This window comes from Rhizobacter sp. P2_D12 (genome assembly GCF_056404395.1).
Genome location: NZ_JBFUEB010000047.1, coordinates 1 through 18,446 on the forward strand (window position 1 = coordinate 1; position 18,446 = coordinate 18,446).

Annotated in this window: 11 protein-coding genes; 5 read left to right on the forward strand and 6 right to left on the reverse strand. The window is 73.9% G+C overall.

Annotated features, from left to right (window positions below; translation table 11 throughout):
- From AC1DYN_RS16775 to AC1DYN_RS16795, 5 genes are all read right to left on the reverse strand, one after another.
- A partial coding sequence (locus tag AC1DYN_RS16775; protein WP_477961518.1) for a type I polyketide synthase occupies positions 1–4,208 on the reverse strand: 4,208 nt, incomplete at its 3' end.
- A gap of 2 nt (positions 4,209–4,210) precedes the next feature.
- Positions 4,211–9,430 carry a type I polyketide synthase gene (locus AC1DYN_RS16780; protein ID WP_477961520.1) on the reverse strand — a complete coding sequence of 1,740 codons (5,220 nt, stop codon included), beginning with the start codon at positions 9,428–9,430 and terminating at the stop codon, positions 4,211–4,213.
- 21 nt (positions 9,431–9,451) lie between these two features.
- Complete coding sequence (locus tag AC1DYN_RS16785) at positions 9,452–10,240, reverse strand: thioesterase II family protein (RefSeq protein WP_477961522.1); 789 nt, start codon at positions 10,238–10,240, stop codon at positions 9,452–9,454.
- A 199-nt stretch (positions 10,241–10,439) separates the two neighbouring features.
- Positions 10,440–11,363 carry a PA2778 family cysteine peptidase gene (locus AC1DYN_RS16790; protein WP_477961524.1) on the reverse strand — a complete coding sequence of 308 codons (924 nt, stop codon included), beginning with the start codon at positions 11,361–11,363 and terminating at the stop codon, positions 10,440–10,442.
- Positions 11,360–11,773, reverse strand: coding sequence for a PA2779 family protein (locus tag AC1DYN_RS16795; protein ID WP_477961526.1), 414 nt, complete (start codon positions 11,771–11,773; stop codon positions 11,360–11,362). Before AC1DYN_RS16795 ends, AC1DYN_RS16790 begins: the two co-directional genes overlap by 4 nt.
- 156 nt (positions 11,774–11,929) lie before the next feature.
- Between AC1DYN_RS16795 and AC1DYN_RS16800 the strand changes: the two genes are divergently transcribed.
- The 4 genes from AC1DYN_RS16800 to AC1DYN_RS16815 are packed head-to-tail and all read left to right on the forward strand — an operon-like array spanning position 11,930 to position 17,311.
- Positions 11,930–13,141, forward strand: coding sequence for a multidrug effflux MFS transporter (locus tag AC1DYN_RS16800; RefSeq protein ID WP_477961528.1), 1,212 nt, complete (start codon positions 11,930–11,932; stop codon positions 13,139–13,141).
- A 48-nt stretch (positions 13,142–13,189) separates the two neighbouring features.
- A complete protein-coding gene (miaA, locus tag AC1DYN_RS16805; protein WP_477961530.1) occupies positions 13,190–14,119 on the forward strand; it encodes a tRNA (adenosine(37)-N6)-dimethylallyltransferase MiaA in 930 nt (309 codons plus the stop codon).
- On the forward strand, positions 14,116–14,790 hold the full coding sequence (locus AC1DYN_RS16810; protein ID WP_477961532.1) for an ABC transporter ATP-binding protein: 675 nt from the start codon (positions 14,116–14,118) through the stop codon (positions 14,788–14,790). Before miaA ends, AC1DYN_RS16810 begins: the two co-directional genes overlap by 4 nt.
- Positions 14,791–14,800: 10 nt before the next feature.
- Positions 14,801–17,311, forward strand: a complete 2,511-nt coding sequence (locus tag AC1DYN_RS16815; RefSeq protein WP_477961534.1) for an FtsX-like permease family protein — start codon at positions 14,801–14,803, stop codon at positions 17,309–17,311.
- Between the two features lie 6 nt (positions 17,312–17,317).
- Here AC1DYN_RS16815 and AC1DYN_RS16820 read toward each other — a convergent pair whose 3' ends face one another.
- Complete coding sequence (locus AC1DYN_RS16820; RefSeq protein WP_477961536.1) at positions 17,318–17,815, reverse strand: M48 metallopeptidase family protein; 498 nt, start codon at positions 17,813–17,815, stop codon at positions 17,318–17,320.
- A gap of 50 nt (positions 17,816–17,865) precedes the next feature.
- Between AC1DYN_RS16820 and AC1DYN_RS16825 the strand changes: the two genes are divergently transcribed.
- Entirely contained in the window at positions 17,866–18,432 is a 567-nt protein-coding gene (locus AC1DYN_RS16825) for a DUF1415 domain-containing protein (RefSeq protein ID WP_477961538.1), read from the forward strand.
- Positions 18,433–18,446: the final 14 nt, after the last annotated feature.

The window sequence follows — 18,446 nt, forward strand, 5'->3', positions numbered from 1 at the left end:
ACGCACGCCAGCGGCTGCGCGGCCAGCAGCTCGGCCAGCAAGGCGTCCAGGTCGGCGGCATCGGTGTCGATCGCACGCAACGGCAGCTCGGGGTGCTCGGCCGCGAGCACGCCGAGAAAGGCCCAGGCGCCGGCCGCGGCCGACGACACCGGCGCCTCGTGCGGCAGCACCGCCTGCGAGGCACGCGTCACCAGCCACAGCGCGACCGCCGGGGCCTGCGCGTCGCCGGCCAGTGCCTGCAGCACGTGCAGCAGCGAGCCGCTGGCACGCAGCTCGGCGGCGTCGGCCTGGCCGGCGTCGAAGCCGGGGGTGTCCAGGCTCCACAGGTCGATCACCGCGCGCGGCGTGCCATGCGCGCGCCAGTCGGCCACCACCGACTGCATCTGCGCCGCATCGCGCGGGTCGACCGCCCAGCGGTTCGATTCGAGGCGATGGAAGCGCTCGCCGACGACCACCTCGGTGACGCGCCCGCCGCGCAGCTGCAGCGCGCGGCGCAGCACGGCGGCGACGCCGCTCTCGTCGGACAGCAGCAGCCAGTCGCCGGCGGCATCGTCTTCGCTGTCGGCCAACGCCGGCAGCGGCGCGGTGCCGATCCAGCTCGTTTCGTACAGGTCCTCGTGCCCGCCGTCCTGGCCGGCCAGCGTGCGCGCGTCGGTGTCGGCGAAGCGCACGCCGTCCAGGCGCGCGACCGGGGCGCCATGCTCGTCGGCGAGCTCGATGTCGGCACCGGCCTCGCCGCGCAGCACGACGGTGGCCGCCAGGCGCGCGACGCCGGGGCGCAGCAGCTGGAAGCGTTCGGCCCCCATCGGCGCCCACAGCCGCTTCGGCACGCCTTGCGCGGCGACCGCGCACAGCTGCAGCGCGCCGTCGAGCAGCGCGGGGTGCAGGCCGAAGGCTGCGGCCTGCGGTTCGACGTCGGCCGGCAGCGCCAGCGTGGCGCGCGCCCAGCCGCTGCCGCGCTGCACCTCGTGCAGGCTGCGGAAGGCGGGGCCGAAGGCGACGCCGATGGACTCGAAGCCGGCGTAGATCTCGGTCGCGGACAGCGGCTGCGATGCGCCTTGCGTCTGCAACGCCGTGGCCGGCGCTGCATCGGCGATCGCGGCGGTGCACACGCGCTGCCACGCGTCGCCCTCCAGCGCCTGGTGCAACTCGACCGCGTCGTCGCGCACGATCAGTTGCCAGTGCGCCTCGCCGGTCTCGGGCAGGAACAGCGGGCGTTCGACCGCGAAGCTCGCCAGTGGTTTCGGTGCGCCATCGGACACGGTCCGCAAGGCCGCCTGGCAGGCTTCGAGCATCGCCGTCGCCGGCATCAGCAGGCGCCCGCCGATGCGGTGCTCGTGCAGCGCGCCGGCATCGTGCGCCGACCAGCGCGCGTCGAACACGCGCGCCGTCGTCGCCGGGGTCGACAGCCGCACGCCCAGCAGCGGATGCGCGCCGCGCACCGGCGCGCTGGCCAGCGGCGTCGGCCGCAGCCAGTAGCGCTTGCGCTGCCACGGGTAGCGCGGCAGGTCGACCACCTCGCCGCCCTCGCCGGCCACCGCTTCGGCGTCCAGCGTGTGGCCGTGCACGTGCAGCGCCGCGGCGGCCTGCAGCAGGGTTTCGCGTTCGGGCTTGCCGCGGCGCAGCGAGGCGAGGACCTGGACGGTCCTGCCCGACGTTCCGATGGCCGCGGCGACGCTCTCGGCGATCGACGCACTCAGCACCGGGTGCGGCCCGATCTCGAGGAAGGCATCGAAGCCGTCGTGGGCCATCGCGCTGATCGCCGCATGCAGCCGCACCGGCTCGCGCACGTTGCGGCCGAAGTACGCCCCGTCGAAGCGCTGCGTGCCGGCCAGCGCGCCCAGCACCGTCGAGTACACCGGCACCTGCGGCGCCTGCGACGGCAGGTCGGCCAGCAGCCCGGCCAGCGCCTGCTGGAACGGCGCCATCTGCGCGCTGTGGAAGGCGTACTGCACCGGCAGCATGCGGTGCGACACGCCGCGCCGCGTCAGCGCCGCCAGCGCTTCGTCCAGCGCGGCCGGCTCGCCGGACAGCACGATGCTGCGCGGGCCGTTGACGGCGCCCAGCGCGAGGCGGTCGCCGTAGGGCTTCAGCAGTTGCAGCGCCTCGTCCTCGGACAGGCTGGCGGCCGCCATGCGGCCGTTGCCGGTGGCCTGCTGCATCACGCGGCCGCGCTGGCACACCACGCGCACCGCGTCGGCCAGCGACAGCACGCCGGCCACGTGCAGCGCGGCGATCTCGCCGACGCTGTGGCCGGCCACGCCATCCGGGCGGATGCCCCAGCTGGCCCACAGCGCCGCCAGCGCGACCTGGATCGCGAACAGCGCCGGCTGCGCGACCTCGGTGTCGTCCAGGCGCGAGGCGGCTTCGTCCTTCGCCAGCTCGGCCAGCAGCGACCAGCCGGCCAGCGGCTGCAGCAGCGCATCGCATTCGGCGACCTTGGCGCGGAACACCTCGCTGTCGGCGACCAGCTCGCGGCCCATCGCGAACCACTGCGGGCCCTGCCCGCTGAAGACGAAGGCGAGGCGCGGCACGCCTTCGGCGGGCACGCGGCCCGCGGCCACGCCGGGCGACACCTCGTCGCGCAGGTGGTCGGCCAGGCGCGCCACGAAATCCTCGCGCGTGCGGCCGACCAGCGCGAGCCGGTGGTCCAGCGCCGAACGGCGCGCGCCGGCGGTGTGGCACAGGTCGGCGATGCTCGCGGGAGTGGCCGGCAGGAACTCGCTCCAGGCCTGCGCCAGCGCGCGCAGCGCCGCCTCGCTCTGCGCCGACAGGTGCAGCAGGCGCGCCGGCGTGCCGGCCGGCGGCGCATCGGCCGGCAGGCGCGGCGCCTCTTCGACGATCACGTGCGCATTGGTTCCGCCGACGCCGAACGAGCTGGTGCCGGCGCAGCGCGTCTGCGGCCCGGCCGGCCACGGCACCGGCCGCGCGGCGACCGCCAGGCGCGTGCCGTCGAGCGACAGGTGCTTGTTCAAGCGCTTGAAGTGCACCTGCGCCGGGATCAGCTCGTGGCGCAGCGCCAGCACCGTCTTGATCAGCCCGCCGACACCGGCCGCGGCCTCCATGTGGCCGAGGTTGGCCTTGGCGGCGCCGAGCCAGCAGGTGCCGCCGCCCGCGTCGGCGCGGCCGACGGTGGCGGCCAGCGCCTCGACCTCGATCGGGTCGCCGAGCGGCGTGCCGGTGCCATGCGCCTCGATGAAGCCGATGCGCCCGGGCGCCAGCTGCGCCGAGGCCAGCGCCTCGCGGATCAGCGCCTGCTGCGCCAGGCCGTTCGGCGCGGCCAGCAGCGTCGAGTGGCCGTCCTGGTTGACGGCCGAGCCGCGCACCACGGCGAGCACGCGGTCGCCGTCGGCGATCGCATCGCTCAGCCGCTTCAGCACGATCACGCCGCAGCCTTCGCCGCGGCCGAAGCCGTCGGCGCTGTCGTCGAAGGTCTTGCAGCGCCCGTCCGGCGCCATGAAGCCGACCTTGGACAGCGAGATCATCAGGTCCGGCGTCACCATCAGCGAGACGCCGCCGGCCAGCGCGACGTCGCTCTCGCCGTGGCGCAGGCTCTGGCAGGCCAGGTGGATCGCGACCAGCGACGACGAGCACGCGGTGTCGACGGACACGCTCGGGCCGCGCAGGTCGAGCAGGAAGGACAGCCGGTTCGCCAGCACGCTGTGCACCGTGCCGGTCAGCGTGCGCGCGTCGATCGCCTCCGGGTCCTTGTACTCGAGCAGCTGGTAGTCGTTGTGGTAGCTCGCGATGAACACGCCGGTGTGGCTGCCGCGCAGGCGCTCGCGCGTGAGGCCCGCGTCGTCGAGCGATTCCATCGCGACCTCGAGGAACAGCCGCTGCTGCGGGTCCATGCGCTCGGCCTCGCGCGGCAGGATGTTGAAGTACGCGGCGTCGAAGCCGTCGATGCGGTCGAGGAAGCCGCCCCACTTGGTCGCCGACTTGCCCGGCACCGACGGATCGGGGTCGTACAGCGCGTCGCCATCCCAGCGGTCGGCCGGCACCGCGCGCACCGCGTCGACACCGTCGACCAGCAGCTGCCAGAACTGCTCAGGGCTGTCGGCGCCACCGGGGAAGCGGCAGCCCATGCCGACGATGGCGATCGGGTCGGCGCGCATCAGCGCCTCGCTCTGGCCGCGCATCTGCTGCGCCATCAGCGCGAGCTTGACGGCGGAAAGCTGCGACAACGGGGCGGAGGGCTTGTCGCTCATGGTCAGCGTTTCCTGCGCAGCAGGCGCGCCGCGTCTTCGTCGGACAGTTCATCGACGCCGGCCAGCACGTCGGCAACGGCGGGCGCGGCGGCCGGGACGCCGGCAGCCGGCGCTTCGTGATCGCCCGCCAGGAATCCCACCAGCGCGTCCAGCGTCGGGTAGTTCCAGGCCAGCGTCGCCGACAGCGGCTTGCCGTGCAGCGGTTCGAGCCGGTTGCGCAGCTCCAGCGCCATCAGCGAGGTCAGCCCCATCGTGCCCAGCGGCTTGCGCGCATCGATCTTCGCCGGCACCAGCTTCAGCACGCGGCCGATCACGTCGCGCACCGCGCGCTCGAGGGCGCGGCGGCGTTCGGCCGGATCGGCAGCGGTCGACAGGTCGTCGACGGGCGGCACCACCACGGCCTCGGCCAGCAGCTCGCGCAGCAAGGGCAGGTCGCGCGCGCCGAGGCTCTTGCGCATCGCGCGCCAGTCGACCGGCATCACCAGCAGGTGCGGCGCATCCTGGCGCAGCGCATCGCCCAGCAGCGACAGCGCCTGCGACGGCGCGAAGCCGCCGATGCCTTGCCGCAGCAGCTCGTCCTGCTGGCGCCGGCCGGCCTCGCCCTGCATCACGCCGGTCTGCGTCCACACGCCCCAGCCGATGCTTTGCGCATGCCGGCCCTCGGCGCGGCGCTGGCGTGCGAGCGCATCGAGGAAGGCATTGGCCGCGGCATAGCTCGCCTGGCCGGCCTGCGGCATCGCGGCGGCCATCGACGAGAACATCACGAAGCGGTCGAGTTCGGGCAGCGCGCGGTGCAGGTTCCAGGCGCCCTGCAGCTTGGGCGCGAGCACCGCGGCCAGCGAGGCGGCGTCGAGCTCGTGCAGCAGCCGGTCGTCGGTGATGCCGGCGGCATGGACCACGCTGCGGATCGGCGGGCGGCCTTCGGCGCGCTGCTGCGCGAGGAAGCGCGCCAGCGCCGCCTCGTCGGCGACGTCGACGGCGGCATGCTGCACGTCGGCCCCCAGCGCTTCGAGTGCGCGGATCGCGTCGACGGCCGGCGTGGGCTGCACCGCCCACCGGGACCGCGGCGGCAGCGGCGTGCGGCCCAGCACCACCAGGTGGCGCACGCCCTGCCCGACCAGCCATGCGGCGACGTGGCGGCCGACGCCGCCCAGGCCACCGGTGAGCAGGCAGCTGGCATCGGCGCGCCACGGCGCCGTCGGCGACGGCGCCGGTGCGACGCGGCGCAACCGCGGCTGCAGCCAGCGATCGCCGCGCCGCGCGCAGGTGCCGGCGTCGGCACGCACCGCGTCGAGCAGCGCATCGACGGGCCCGCCGATCTCGACCAGGCCGCCGAAGCGGTCGCCGTGCTCGGCCGCCAGCGTCGCCGCCAGGCCCGACAGCGGGGATTGCGCCAGCGTGCCGCGCGTCGCGAGCCACAGCCGCACGTCGGCCCCGGCCCGCAGTCGGATGACGGCCTGCGCGTCCTGCACGATGGCATGCAGCGCGGCGGCGTCGCCGACGCTGTCCAGGTCCAGCGGACGCAGGTCCAGCACGTCGAGGCGCGACGCGGCTGCGGGCTCGGCCAGGCCCTGCGCATCGGACAGCAGGTGCACGCGTTCGCCTTGTTCGCGCAGCGTGGCGGCCAGGCCGTCACGGTCGGCGATCACCGCCCATTCGCGCGGCACCGGATGGGCCGGCGCGAGCGACACCGGCACCCAGTCCACCGCGTAGAACGCATCGGCCGCATCGGCCTGCGCGGTCGCGCCCAGCCGTTCGAGCACCAGGCCATCGAGCTGCAGCACCGGGCCCTGCTCATCGAACAGCACGGCGTCGACGCGCACCGGCTCGCCGTCGCGTTGCGGTGCGGTCGCCTTCGCATGGACCCATGCGGCGCCCGACAGCGGCCGCAGCCACAGCGCCGTGTCCAGGCGCGTCGGCAGCCACAGCTCGCCCGGCGGCGCCAGCGTGACCATCAGCTGGAAGCACGCATCGAGGGCGGCCGGCGGCACGCGGAAGCGGTCGGCGGCGAGCGGCAGCAGCTGCGCCAACGCCTCGGCCGGCGCGAACCAGGCCTGCGCGATCGCATGCAGCGGCTCGCCGAAACGGGCGCCGATGGCCTGCAGCCGCGCATAGAGCCCGGCACCGGCCAGCGGCGGCTGCGCGCGCAGCCGCGCCAGCACGCCGGTGTCCGGCGGACGGCTCGCGCCCGGCCCCACCTGCGCCTGCGCATGCAGCGTCCATGCACTGCCGGCCTGGCTCTGGAAGCCCAGCTGCAGCGTCCCGTCGTGCGCCGCCACGGCCTGCAGCTGCAGCGCCGCGGCGCTGTCCGGCTGCAGGTGCAGCGCGCGCTCGAAGCGCAGGCCGTGCACCGCGGCGCCCGGCGCAAGCGCCTGTGCCGCCGCGAGCGACAACTCCAGCCACGCAGACGCCGGCAACACGGTGCTGCCGTGCAGGCCGTGCGCGAACCAGGCTGGCACGCGCAGCGGATCGAGCGACAGGTTCCACAGCGCACCGGCCGGCGTGCCGGCCAGCGCGACACCGGCGCCGAGCACCGGGTGGTGGCCGTCGATCACCGGGCCGTGCCCTTGCGCACCGGCCGGCGCGATGTCGGCCGCGGCGATCCAGTGGCGCTCGCGCTGCCACGGGTAGGTCGGCAGCGTCAGCGTGCGGCCGCGCGGCAGCACGCGTGCCCAGGCCAGCGGGAACCCGGCGCAGTGCAAGGCGCCCAGCGCGGCGCGCATCGCGGCCTGCTCGGGCTCGTCGCGGCGCGCACAGGCGATGCCGACCACCTCGTGGCCGCCGGCCTGCGCCGTCTGCTGCAGGGCCGGCAGCAACACCGGGTGCGGGCCGAGCTCGATGAACACCGTGACGCCGTCGGCCAGCAGCTGCTRCACCGTCGCGCCGAAGCGCACCGGCTGGCGCAGGTTGTCGGCCCAGTAATGGCCGGCCAGCTCGCCGCCGTCGGCGCGGCGCGCCAGCACGGTGGAGTACAGCGCCGCATGCGTCGCCGCCGGTTGCAGGTCGTGCAGCTCGGCGGCCAGCTCGACCGCCAGCGGCTGCATCTGCGGGCTGTGCGATGCGACGTCGACCTTGACGAGGCGGCAGAACACGCCCTCGCGTTCCAGCTCGGCCATCAGCGCCTGCACCACGCCCGGGTCGCCCGAGATCACGCTGGAGCGCGGGCTGTTGCTGACCGCCACCGCGACCTGCTGCTCGCGCCCGGCGATGCGGGCCTGCGCCTCGGCCATGCCCAGCTCGACCAGCGCCATCGCGCCCTGCCCGCTGGTGCGGCGCATCAGCGCGCTGCGCCGGCAGATGATGCGCATCGCCTGCGGCAGGCTCAGCGCGCCGGCAATCGCCGCGGCGGCCACTTCGCCCATGCTGTGGCCGACCACTGCGTCGGGTTCGACACCGTGCGAGCGCCACAGCGCGGCATAGGCCCAGGCCAGCGCCACCAGCACCGGCTGGATCACGTCGATCTGGTCGAGGCGGTAACCCGCGGCACCGGGCTCGAGCATCAGTTGCTCGACGAGCGACCCCTCTGCGAACGGGCGGGCGGCCTCGTCGCAGTCGGCGAGCGCGGCGCGGAAGATCGGTTCGCGCGCCATCAGCTCGCGCGCCATGCCGGTCCACTGCGCGCCCTGGCCGGGGCACACGAACGCGATCTTCGGGCGCGCGGCGGCGGCGACGCCTTCGGCCGCCGCGGCCTCGCCATCGGCATAGCGCTTCAGCGCGGCCACCATCGCGGGCGCATCGTCGGCAACGAAGACGGCGCGGCGCTCGAGCGCGGTGCGGCGGGTGGCCGCATTCCAGCAGACGTCGGCCAGCGGTGCACCCGCGGTCAACAGCGCGGCATGGCGCAGCGCCAGCGCGCGCAAGGCGGCATCGCTGCGCGCCGACAGCGGCAGCAAGGGCACCGTGCCGTCGGCGCTCGCCGTGTCGTCTGCAGGTGCCTGTTCCAGCACGACGTGGGCATTGGTCCCCGCGATGCCGAACGCGCTGACGCCGGCCAGCGTCGCCTGCGCCGGCCACGGCCGCGCCTGGCGCGCCACCTCCACCGGCATCTGCGCCCACGGGATCGCCGGGTTCGGCTCGAGGCAATGCAGGCTGGCCGGGATCTCGCGGTGGTGCAGCACCAGCGCCGCCTTGATGAAACCGGCCACGCCGGCCGCGCCCTCGGTGTGCCCGAAGTTGGTCTTGACCGAGCCGACCGCGGCGCGCTGCCCCGGCGCGCGGTCCTCGCCCAGCACGTCGGCCAGCGCGCCCAGCTCGACCGGATCGCCGGCGCGCGTGCCGGTGCCGTGCGCCTCGACGTAGCCGACCTCGCTTGCCGGCCGGCCCGCGTCGCGGTAGGCGCTGCGCAGCAGCTCTTCCTGCCCGCTGCGGCTGGGCGTGCCCATCGAGCCGCTGCTGCGCCCGTCGTTGTTGACCGCGCTGCCGCGGATCAGCGCGTAGATGCGGTCGCCGTCGGCCTGCGCCTGCGCCAGCGTCTTCAGCACCACCAGGCCGGCGCCTTCGCTGCGCACGTAGCCGTCGCCGCGCGCGTCGCCGAACTTGCAGCGGCCGTCCGGCGCCATCATGCGGCTCTGCGAGTAGGCAATGCTGATGTGCGGCTGCAGGATGATGTTGACGCCGCCGGCGATGGCCAGCAGGCATTCGCCGCTGCGCACGCTGCGCGCCGCCAGGTGCACCGCCGCCAGCGACGACGAGCAGGCGGTGTCCAGCGTCAGGCTCGGGCCGCGCAGGCCCAGCGCATACGACAGCCGGCCCGACGACGCGTAGCGCCCGCTGCCGGTGGTCATGTAGAAATCGACCGCCTCGGGGTCGCTGAAGAGCCGCGACTCGAAATCGGTGAGCCACTGGCCGACGAACACGCCGGCGCGCGCGGCGTCGATGCCGGCCAGGTCCTGCCCGGCGTCTTCCAGCGCTTCCCAGGCGGTCTCGAGCAGCAGGCGTTGCTGCGGATCGAGCCGCTCGGCCTCGCGCGGCGAGATGCCGAAGAAATCGGCGTCGAAGCCTTCGATGCCGTCGAGGAAGCCGCCCCAGCGCGTCATGATGCGGCCCGGTGTCGCGGGGCGTGGGTCGAAGTAGTGCGCCAGGTCGATGCGGCTGGCCGGGATCTCGGCGATCGCGTCGCGGCCTTCGCTCAGCAGCGACCAGAAGCTCGCCGGGTCGCTGACGCCGCCGGGAAACCGGCACCCGATGCCCACGACAGCGACGGCGGGAGCGGCTGGCGGCATCGGTTGCATCGGGGCCTCGGGTCAGGCGAAGGCGGGGGACGCCGGCACGCTGCCGGACAACAAGGGCGCCAGCGTCACCGACAGGTCGGCCAGCAGCGCATCGCGGCGCTCGTTCAGGTAGAAGTGGTCGCCGGGGAACACGCGCACGCGGAACGGGCCGCGCGTCTCGCCGCGCCAGCCATCGAGGTGCTCGCGCGGCGTCAGCGGATCGGCGCTGCCGCCGAACACCGACAGCGCGCAATCGAGCGGCGCGCGGCCGGCCGGCGGCAGGTGGGTCTCGAGCGCGGCGATGTCGGCGCGCAGGCTGGGCAGCAGCAGCGCCATCACGTCGGCATGCTGCAGCAGCTCGGGCGGAATGCCGCCGTAGCGGCGCTGGATCTCGCCGACGAACTGCGCATCGGGCAGGCGGTGCAGCGCGGGCTCGCGGGCCGGCCAGTGCGGCGGGCGGCGGCCGGAGACGACCAGGTGCCGCGGCGTCGGCAGGCCGGCCGCCTGCAGCGCGCGCGCCACCTCGCTGGCCAGCACCGCGCCCATGCTGTGGCCGAACAGCGCGAAGGGCTTGTCGAGCTCGGCCAGCAGCTGCGGCAGCACGGCGCGCACCAGCGTGGGGATGTCGGCGATCGGCGGCTCGTCGAGCCGGTTCGCGCGGCCGGGCAGTTGCACGGCCAGCACCTCCAGCGCGGCGGGCAGGCCGGCGGACCACGGGCGGTACACCGCGGCGCCGACACCCGCACGCGGGAAGCAGATCAGGCGTGCGCGCGCATCAGGACGCGGGGTGAAACATTGAAGCCAGGGTGTGCTGCTGTTCATCGGATGACGAGGATTGCGCGGTGCCCGAACATGGCTCATCGGACCCGCCGTTCACGCGCCGTCAGGCATGTGATCCACCGTGTCCTTCAAGTGAAGCAATGTAAAGTCAAAAGGCGCCGCGCCACCCTGGGAAGGACCCCTCAAGTGAGTGCATTCCGAGGGGGTGGATGCCCCCTGGAATGCGTGGTCGGACACGCCCTCAGCGCACCGCCTGCAAGGCCTCTTCCAGTGCCTGCTGCGCCTGCGGCTGCCAGGCGTCGTGCAACGCGACGGCCGCGCGCGCGGCCTGCACCGCCTCGTCGCGCCGGCCGAGCGCGAGCAGCAGGTCGGCCAGGTTGATCCAGGCCGGCGCGCTGCGGTGGCGCTCGGCCGCGGCGCGCAGCACCTCGGCGGCGCGTGCGGTGTCGCCGGCGGCGCGCAGGCTGTTGCCCCAGCCGATGGCCAGGCTGGGCGGGTCGGGCCAGCGCTGCACGGCCGATGCGTAGACGCGGGCCGCGACGGCGGGACGCGCGCTGCGTTCGAAACCCACGGCGGCCTCGACCGCGTCGGATGAGCGCGCGGTGAGCGGCCAGTCGCCCGGCGCCAGCACGACGAAGGCCCAGGAGCCGGAGCGGCCCCAGGTGTGCTCGAAGGTCGACAGCGGCATCACCTCGCGCTCGGTGCGGCCGGAGCGCAGCAGCAGGTCGCCGCGCGGCAGGTCGTGGCCGACCACCACGGCGTAATGCCACAGAGGCACGAAGGACAGCCCCAGGTTCTGCAGCACGACCACCGGGTGGCCGGCGGCCACTTCGCGCAGCAGCGCGGCCATCTCGCCGGGGATGCGCGTCGCAACCGCGCCGTGGCGGCGTGCGCCGGCCAGCATCTCGGCCTGCAGGCTGCCGGCGCGCGCGGGCACGAAGACCTCGGCCGAGAGCTGCGCCGGATCCACCGCGAAGCCGGCGGCGGCCAGCGCGGTGGCGAGCGCGGCCGGGCCACACTGGAAATCGGTCTGCGGGAAGAACGGTGTCGATGTCAGCTCGACCACCGGCGGCAGGCCGGCCGGCGGATCCGCGCGCAGCGCCGCGGTCTGCACCGCGCAGCCGCCCAGCAGCAGCGCCGCCAGCAGCAGCGCCGCCCGGATCAACGGATGGGCCGCGTGAACGGGAACACCTTCGTGAAGCCGAGGATGTCGGTGACGAGCAGCAGCACGAAGACGAAGACCAGCGTGCCGACGATGTCGTTGGCGCCGGCCGGGGCGCGGTCGATCTCGGCCCCCAGGCGCGCCGCCTCGGCGTCGCTGAGCGCGGCGATGCGGGCACGCGCTTCGTCGGGGTCGACACCGCGCTCTTGCAGCGCGCGCGCGACGTCGTCGCGCTGCAGCGCGGCCAGCAGGCGTTCGCGCTGCACGGCGCCGCTGACGACACCCTCGCTTTCGGCCACCTGCTCGGCGCTGAGCGTCAGCGCCTGGGCCCGGGGCACGAAGCCCGACAGCGCCAGGCTGGCGGCGACGGTGGCGGCCACGAGGCGGCGGGCGGGACGGCGGATGGCGTGCATGGAGGTCTCCGGCAGGTGCGAAGCGGCGATCAGGCATCGTAGCAACTTGCCACCCCTGCGCGTCACAGGGTGCAACCCCGTGCCGCCTGATAGGCTCTCGGTCTGCGCCACCGCGCCCCCGACCCGCCTGCCCCCGTGACCCCTCCCCGCCATTCGATGAGCCCGCCCGTGGTGGTGCTCTCGCTGATCCTGCTGCTGGGCATCCAGCCGGTCACGACCGACCTGTACCTGCCGGCCCTGCCGATGCTGACGCGCGAGCTGCAGGCGCCGGTGTCGGCAGCCCAGCTGACGCTGTCGGCGCTGATCATCTGCTTCGGTATTGCCCAGCTGGTCTGCGGGCCGCTGGCCGACCGCTTCGGGCGGCGACCGGTGCTGCTGGCGGGTCTGGCGCTGTACACCGTGGCCAGCGTGCTGAGCGCACTGGCGCCCACCATCGGCTGGCTGGTGCTGTGGCGCGCGCTGCAGGGCGCGGCGATGGCGGCGGCGGTGACCTGCGGGCGCTCGATCATCCGCGACCTGTACGCGCCGCACGAGGGCGCGCGCGTGATGTCGCGGGCGCTGACCGGGCTGGGCGTGATCGCGATGCTGAGCCCGGTGATCGGCGGGCTCCTGGCCCAGCACGCGGGCTGGCACGCGGCGCTGATGGCGCCGGCGGTGTTCGGCGCACTGACGCTGGCCTTCATCGCGTGGCGCTTCGGCGAGACGGTGCCGGCGCTGAACGTCGGCGCGACGCGCATCGGGCCGCTGCTGCGCAACTGGGGCAGCGTGTGCCGGCACCCGACCTTCCAGGCATGGGCCGCCTTGTCGGCCTTCACCTATGGCGGGCTGTTCTTCCTGCTGGCCGGCTCGTCCTTCGTCTTCATCGAGGTGCTGGGCACCTCGCGTGTCGGCTACGGCGTGATCATGCTGAGCAACTCGCTGGCGTACACGCTGGGCACGCTGCTGTGCCGGCGGCTGCTGGCCTCGCGCGGGCTGCGGCGCACGGTGGCGGTGGGCGGCGGGTTCACGCTCGGCGGCGGGCTGTCGATGGCGGCGCTGAGCCTGGCCGGGGTGCACGAGGTGTGGGCCATCGTGCTGCCGCAGTGGCTGTACGCGGTCGGGCACGGCATCCACCAGCCTTGCGGGCAGGCCGGGGCCGTCGGGCCGTTTCCCGAGAAGGCCGGCACGGCGGCATCGCTGTCGGGCTTCGGCATGACGCTGAGCGCGCTGGCGGTCGGGCTGTGGCTGGGCAAGCACCTGGACGGCACGGTGTACCCGCTGACGCTCGGCATCGGGGCCTGCAGCGTCGGCGTGGCCGCCGTGGCCTGGACGCTGGTGCAGCGGCACGGCGAGCCGGCGCGGCCGGCCCCTCTTTCTTCGGCGGCGTGAGATCCCGGATCGGCATCCGGGAACGCTTCAACACACTTCGAGCCTGACATGCTGCCTTCCTACCTCTGCCTCGCCGGCCCGACCGCTTCGGGCAAGACCGCGACGTCCCTGGCCATGGCCGAGGCGCTCGCGTCCCACCGCCCGGTGGAGATCATCAGCGTCGACTCGGCCCTGGTCTACCGCGGCATGGACATCGGCACCGCCAAGCCCGGCGCCGCCGAGCTCGCCGCGGTGCCGCACCACCTGATCGACATCATCGAGCCGAGCGAGGCCTACTCGGCCGCGCGCTTCGTCGGCGATGCGCAACGGCTGATCGGCGAGATCCAGGCGCGCGGCCGCCTGCCGCTGCTGGTCGGCGGCACGATGCTGTACTTCAAGGCACTGTTCGAAGGGCTGGACGCGATGCCGGCCGCCGACCGCGCGGTGCGCGCCGCACTGGACGCGCAGTGCGAGCGCGACGGCCTGTGGTCGCTGTACCGCGAGCTGCAACGCGTCGACCCGGTCACCGCGGCACGGCTGAAGCCCGGCGACCAGCAACGCATCCAGCGCGCACTCGAGGTGTACCGCGTCAGCGGCCAGCCGATCTCGTCCTTCCACAGCGAGAAGCCGGCGCGCGAGCTGCCGCCGCTGATCTCGCTCGAGCCCGCCGACCGCGCCTGGCTGCACCAGCGCATCGAGCAGCGCTTCCACCAGATGCTGGACGACGGGCTGGTCGACGAGGTGCGCCGGCTCGAGGCACGCGGCGACCTGGATGCGGACATGCCGTCGATGCGCTGCGTCGGCTACCGGCAAGCCTGGGAGGCCCTGGTCGAGGACGACCTCAGCGAGCTGCCCGAGCGCGGCATCGCGGCCACGCGCCAGCTCGCGAAACGCCAGCTGACCTGGCTGCGCAGCATGCCGCAGCGCCACGTGATCGCCTGCGATGCGCCCGATGCGTTGGCGAATGCCGTGGCGTGCGCCCGGCGGCTGGTGGCATGAGCCCGCCGGGTGCTCCAGCGACTGCGCTGCTGGACGTGCGCAGCCTGGCCAAGCGCTACGGCGACACGCCGGTGTTCTCGGGCGTCGAATTGATGCTGGCGGCCGGCGAGTTCGTCGCGATCCTCGGCGAATCGGGCGTCGGCAAGTCGAGCTTCCTGAACTGCCTGGCCGGACTCGACACGGTGGATGCCGGATCGGTGCACATCGGAGGCACCGAAGTCACCGCGCTCGACGACACGCAGCAGGCGCTGTTCCGCCGCGAACACCTGGGCTTCGTGTTCCAGGCCTTCCACGTGCTGCCGCACCTGAGCGTCGCGCACAACGTCGGGCTGCCGCTGCTGCTGCAGCATCGGCCGGACGATGCGCGCGTGGCCGGGTTGCTGCATGCCGTCGGCCTCGACGGCTTCGGCGACCGGCTGCCGCAGACGCTGTCGGGCGGACAGCTGCAGCGCGTGGCGATCGCCCGCGCGCTGGTGCACCGGCCGCAGCTGATCCTGGCCGACGAACCCACCGGCAACCTCGATCCGGCCACCGCCGAGCGGGTGATGGACCTGCTGTCGGCCCAGGTGCGCGAACAAGGGGCGGCGTGCGTGCTGGTGACGCATTCGCGCCATGCGGCGGCGCGGGCCGACCGCGTGCTGACGCTGACGGCGAACGGCATGACCGCCTGAGCGGCAGACGATGTTCTCGCTGCTGCGCCACCTGTCCTGGCCCGAGCTGCGCCACCATCCCTGGCGCCACCTCGCTGCGCTGCTGGCGGTGATGCTGGGCGTGGCGCTCGCGTTCTCGGTGCAGCTGATCAACCAGTCGGCGCTCGGCGAGTTCAGCTCGGCGGTGCGCGCCGTCAACGGCGAGCCGGATTTCGAGCTGCGCGCGCAACGCGGCGGTTTCGACGAAGCGCTGTACGGCCGCATCGCGACGCAGCCGCAGGTGGCCCTTGCGAGCCCGGTCGTCGAGGTCGACACCTATGCCTTCGACGCGCAGGGGCAGCGCGTGCCGCTGAAGGTGGTCGGCCTGGATGCGCTGGTGGCCGCGCCGCTGTCGCCGGCGCTGATGCCGCAGCCCGACGCCGGCGCGGACCGCCTGGCGCTGCTGGCGCCGGACGCGATCTTCCTGAATGCGCAAGCGCGGCAGCGACTGGGGCAGCCGCGCACGCTGCAGCTGCAGACGGCAGGCGGCCGCGTCGAACTGAAGGTGCTCGGCAGCATCGGCGCCATCGGCCCGGCGCTGGCGGTGATGGACATCGCCGGCGTGCAATCGAGCTTCGGACGGATCGGCCGGCTGAGCCGCATCGACGTGCGGCTCGCACCCGGCGCCGATCGTGCCGCGGTGCTGCGCGCGCTCGCGCTGCCCGAAGGCGTGCGGGCGGCATCCCCCGACGAGGAGGTCCAGCGCGTGTCGAACGTGTCGCGCGCCTACCGCGTGAACCTGACGGTGCTCGCGCTCGTCGCGTTGTTCACCGGCGCCTTCCTGGTGTTCTCGATCCTGTCGCTGTCGGTCGCGAAACGCCAGCCGCAGCTCGCGCTGCTGGGCGTGCTCGGCCTCGGCGGGCGCGACCGGCTGCGGCTGGTGCTGGCGGAATCGGCGCTGCTCGGTGCCGCCGGCAGCGTGCTCGGGCTGGCGCTCGGCACGGCGCTCGCCGCGCTGGCCTTGCGCCTGCTGGCGGGCGACCTGGGTGGCGGGTATTTCCCGGGGGTCGCACCGCACCTGCAATTCAGCGGCCTCGCCGCGCTGACTTATGGCGGGCTGGGCGTGGTCGCCGCGGTGGTGGGCGGTTGGCTGCCCGCGCGGGCAGCCCAGCAGCTCGCGCCGGCGCAGGCCTTGAAAGGCCTCGGCACGCAGCAGGCCGAAGCCGCGCGCTGGCCCGGGCCGGTGCTGCTGCTGGCCGGCGTGCTGCTGGCGCTGCTGCCGCCGGTGGCCGAGATCCCGTTGGCGGCCTATGGGTCGGTCGCCTGCCTGCTGCTGGGCGGCATCGCCTGCGTGCCGGCCGGCGTGGCCGCGCTGCTGAAGGGCATGAGACCTTCGCGCCAGCCGTTGGCGCTGCTGGCCATCGAGCGCGCACGCCACCAACGCAACACCGCGACCATCGCGGTGGCCGGCGTGGTCGCGAGCCTGAGCCTGGCGGTTGCGCTGACGGTGATGGTCGCGAGCTTCCGCGATGCCGTCACCCAATGGCTGGACACGGTGCTGCCGGCCGACCTGTACCTGCGCGCCGCGGCCGGCCCCGGCGCCAACGACGTCGTGACCCTGCCGCCGCAGCTGCAGCAGCGCGCGGCGGCCGTGCCCGGCGTGCTGCGCATCGAATCGCAGCGGGTGTCGGTGGTGCAGCTGGATGCGCAGCGGCCGGGGGTGGCGCTGATCGCGCGGGCGCTGTCCGACCCGGACAAGGAGCTGCCGCTGGTCGGCACGCTGCTGCCGCTGCCGGACGGCGAGCTGGCCGGCTACGTCAGCGAGGCAATGGTCAGCCTGTATGGCGCGTCACCGGGCACGCGGCTGAGCCTGCCGCTGCCGGACGGACAACGGGTGTCGCTGTTCGTGCGCGGCGTCTGGCGCGACTACGCGCGGCAGCACGGTGCCGTCACGATGCACGCGGCCGACTACCGGCGGCTGACCGGCGACGTGAAGGTCAACGACATGGCGCTGTGGCTCGCGCCCGGCACCGGCCTGGCCACGGTGCAGGCCGATTTGCGCGCTGCCGCGCAGGCGTCGGGACTGGACGGTGCGCTGCTGGAGTTCGCCTCGCCGGGCGAGATCCGCGCGATCTCGCTGCGCATCTTCGACCGCAGCTTCGCGGTGACCTACTGGCTGCAGGCGGTCGCGATCGCGATCGGGCTGTTCGGCATCGCGGCCAGCTTCTCGGCGCAGGTGCTGGCGCGGCGCAAGGAGTTCGGGCTGCTCGCGCACCTGGGACTGACGCGCCGCCAGGTGCTGGCGGTGGTGTCGATCGAAGGCGCGGTGTGGACGGCCGCCGGCGCGCTACTGGGCCTGCTGCTCGGGCTCGCGGTCAGCGTGGTGCTGGTGAAGGTGGTGAACCCGCAGAGCTTCCACTGGACGATGGACCTGCTGCTGCCGTGGGAGCGGCTGGCCGCCCTGTGCGCGGCCGTGGTGGTGGCTGGAACCGTGACGGCCTGGCTGTCGGCGCGCAGCGCGGCGGGCCGCCAGATGGCGTTGGCGGTGAAGGAAGACTGGTAGTGCGGCTCAGCCCTGGCTGTCCCGCCAGGTCAGGAACACGCGCAGGTCGAATTCGAGCTGGTGGTAGTCGGGCTCCATGTGCGTGCACAGCTGGTAGAAGGCCTTGTCGTGCGCCCGCTCCTTCAGGTGTGCGAGCTCGTGCACGACGATCATGCGCAGGAAATCTTCCGGCGTCGTCTTGAAGACGCTCGCGATGCGGATCTCGCGCTTGGCCTTCAGCTGCGTGCCCTGCACGCGCGAGGTCATCGTGTGCAGGCCCAGCGCCTGCTCGACGACGTGCAGCTTGTTGTCGAACGCCACCTTGCTCAGCGGCGGCGAGCTGCGCATGAAGCGGTTCTTCAGCGCCATCGTGTAGTCGTACAGCGCGCCGTCGGTGCGCACCTCGTGCGTGCCTTCGCAACGCGAGAGCAAGCGCTCGCCAAGCGTGCCCTGCTCCAGCAGGCTGCGCACCTGGGCTTGCAGCGGTTCGGGGTAGCCGGTCAGGTACTTCAGCGGTGCGGTCATCGGGCGTGCAGTGTGCCAGCGCCGTGCGCGCCTGCGGCGACAATCCGGCAATGGACATCGATGCCGACGCCGTGATGGCAGAAACCCGCGCGTGGGTGGCACGCGCCGTGGTGGGGCTGAACCTGTGCCCGTTCGCGAAGGCGGTGCAGGTGAAGGACCAGATCCGCTACGTGGTCAGCGCCGCGGCCGACGAGGCGTCGCTGCTGGCGGCGCTGTGCGACGAGATGCAGCGGCTGGTCGACACACCGGCCGCCGAGGTGGAGACCACCTTGCTGATCCATCCGGAGGTGCTCGGCGACTTCGACGACTTCAACGAGTTTCTCGGTGTCGCCGAGGCGGCGGTCGACGAGATGGGACTGGACGGCGTGCTGCAGATCGCGTCCTTCCACCCGCAGTTCCGGTTCGCCGGCACCGACGCGGACGATGTCACCAACGCCACCAACCAATCGCCCTGGCCGACGCTGCACCTGCTGCGCGAGGACAGCATCACGCGCGCGGTCGACAGCTTCCCCGATCCGGACAGCATCTACGAGACGAACATGCGCACGCTGGAGGCACTGGGGGTCTCCGGGTGGTTGGCGTTGCAGCAAGCCTGGCGGCAGGACGCGAAGCGCTGAGGCTGCGCTGCTTC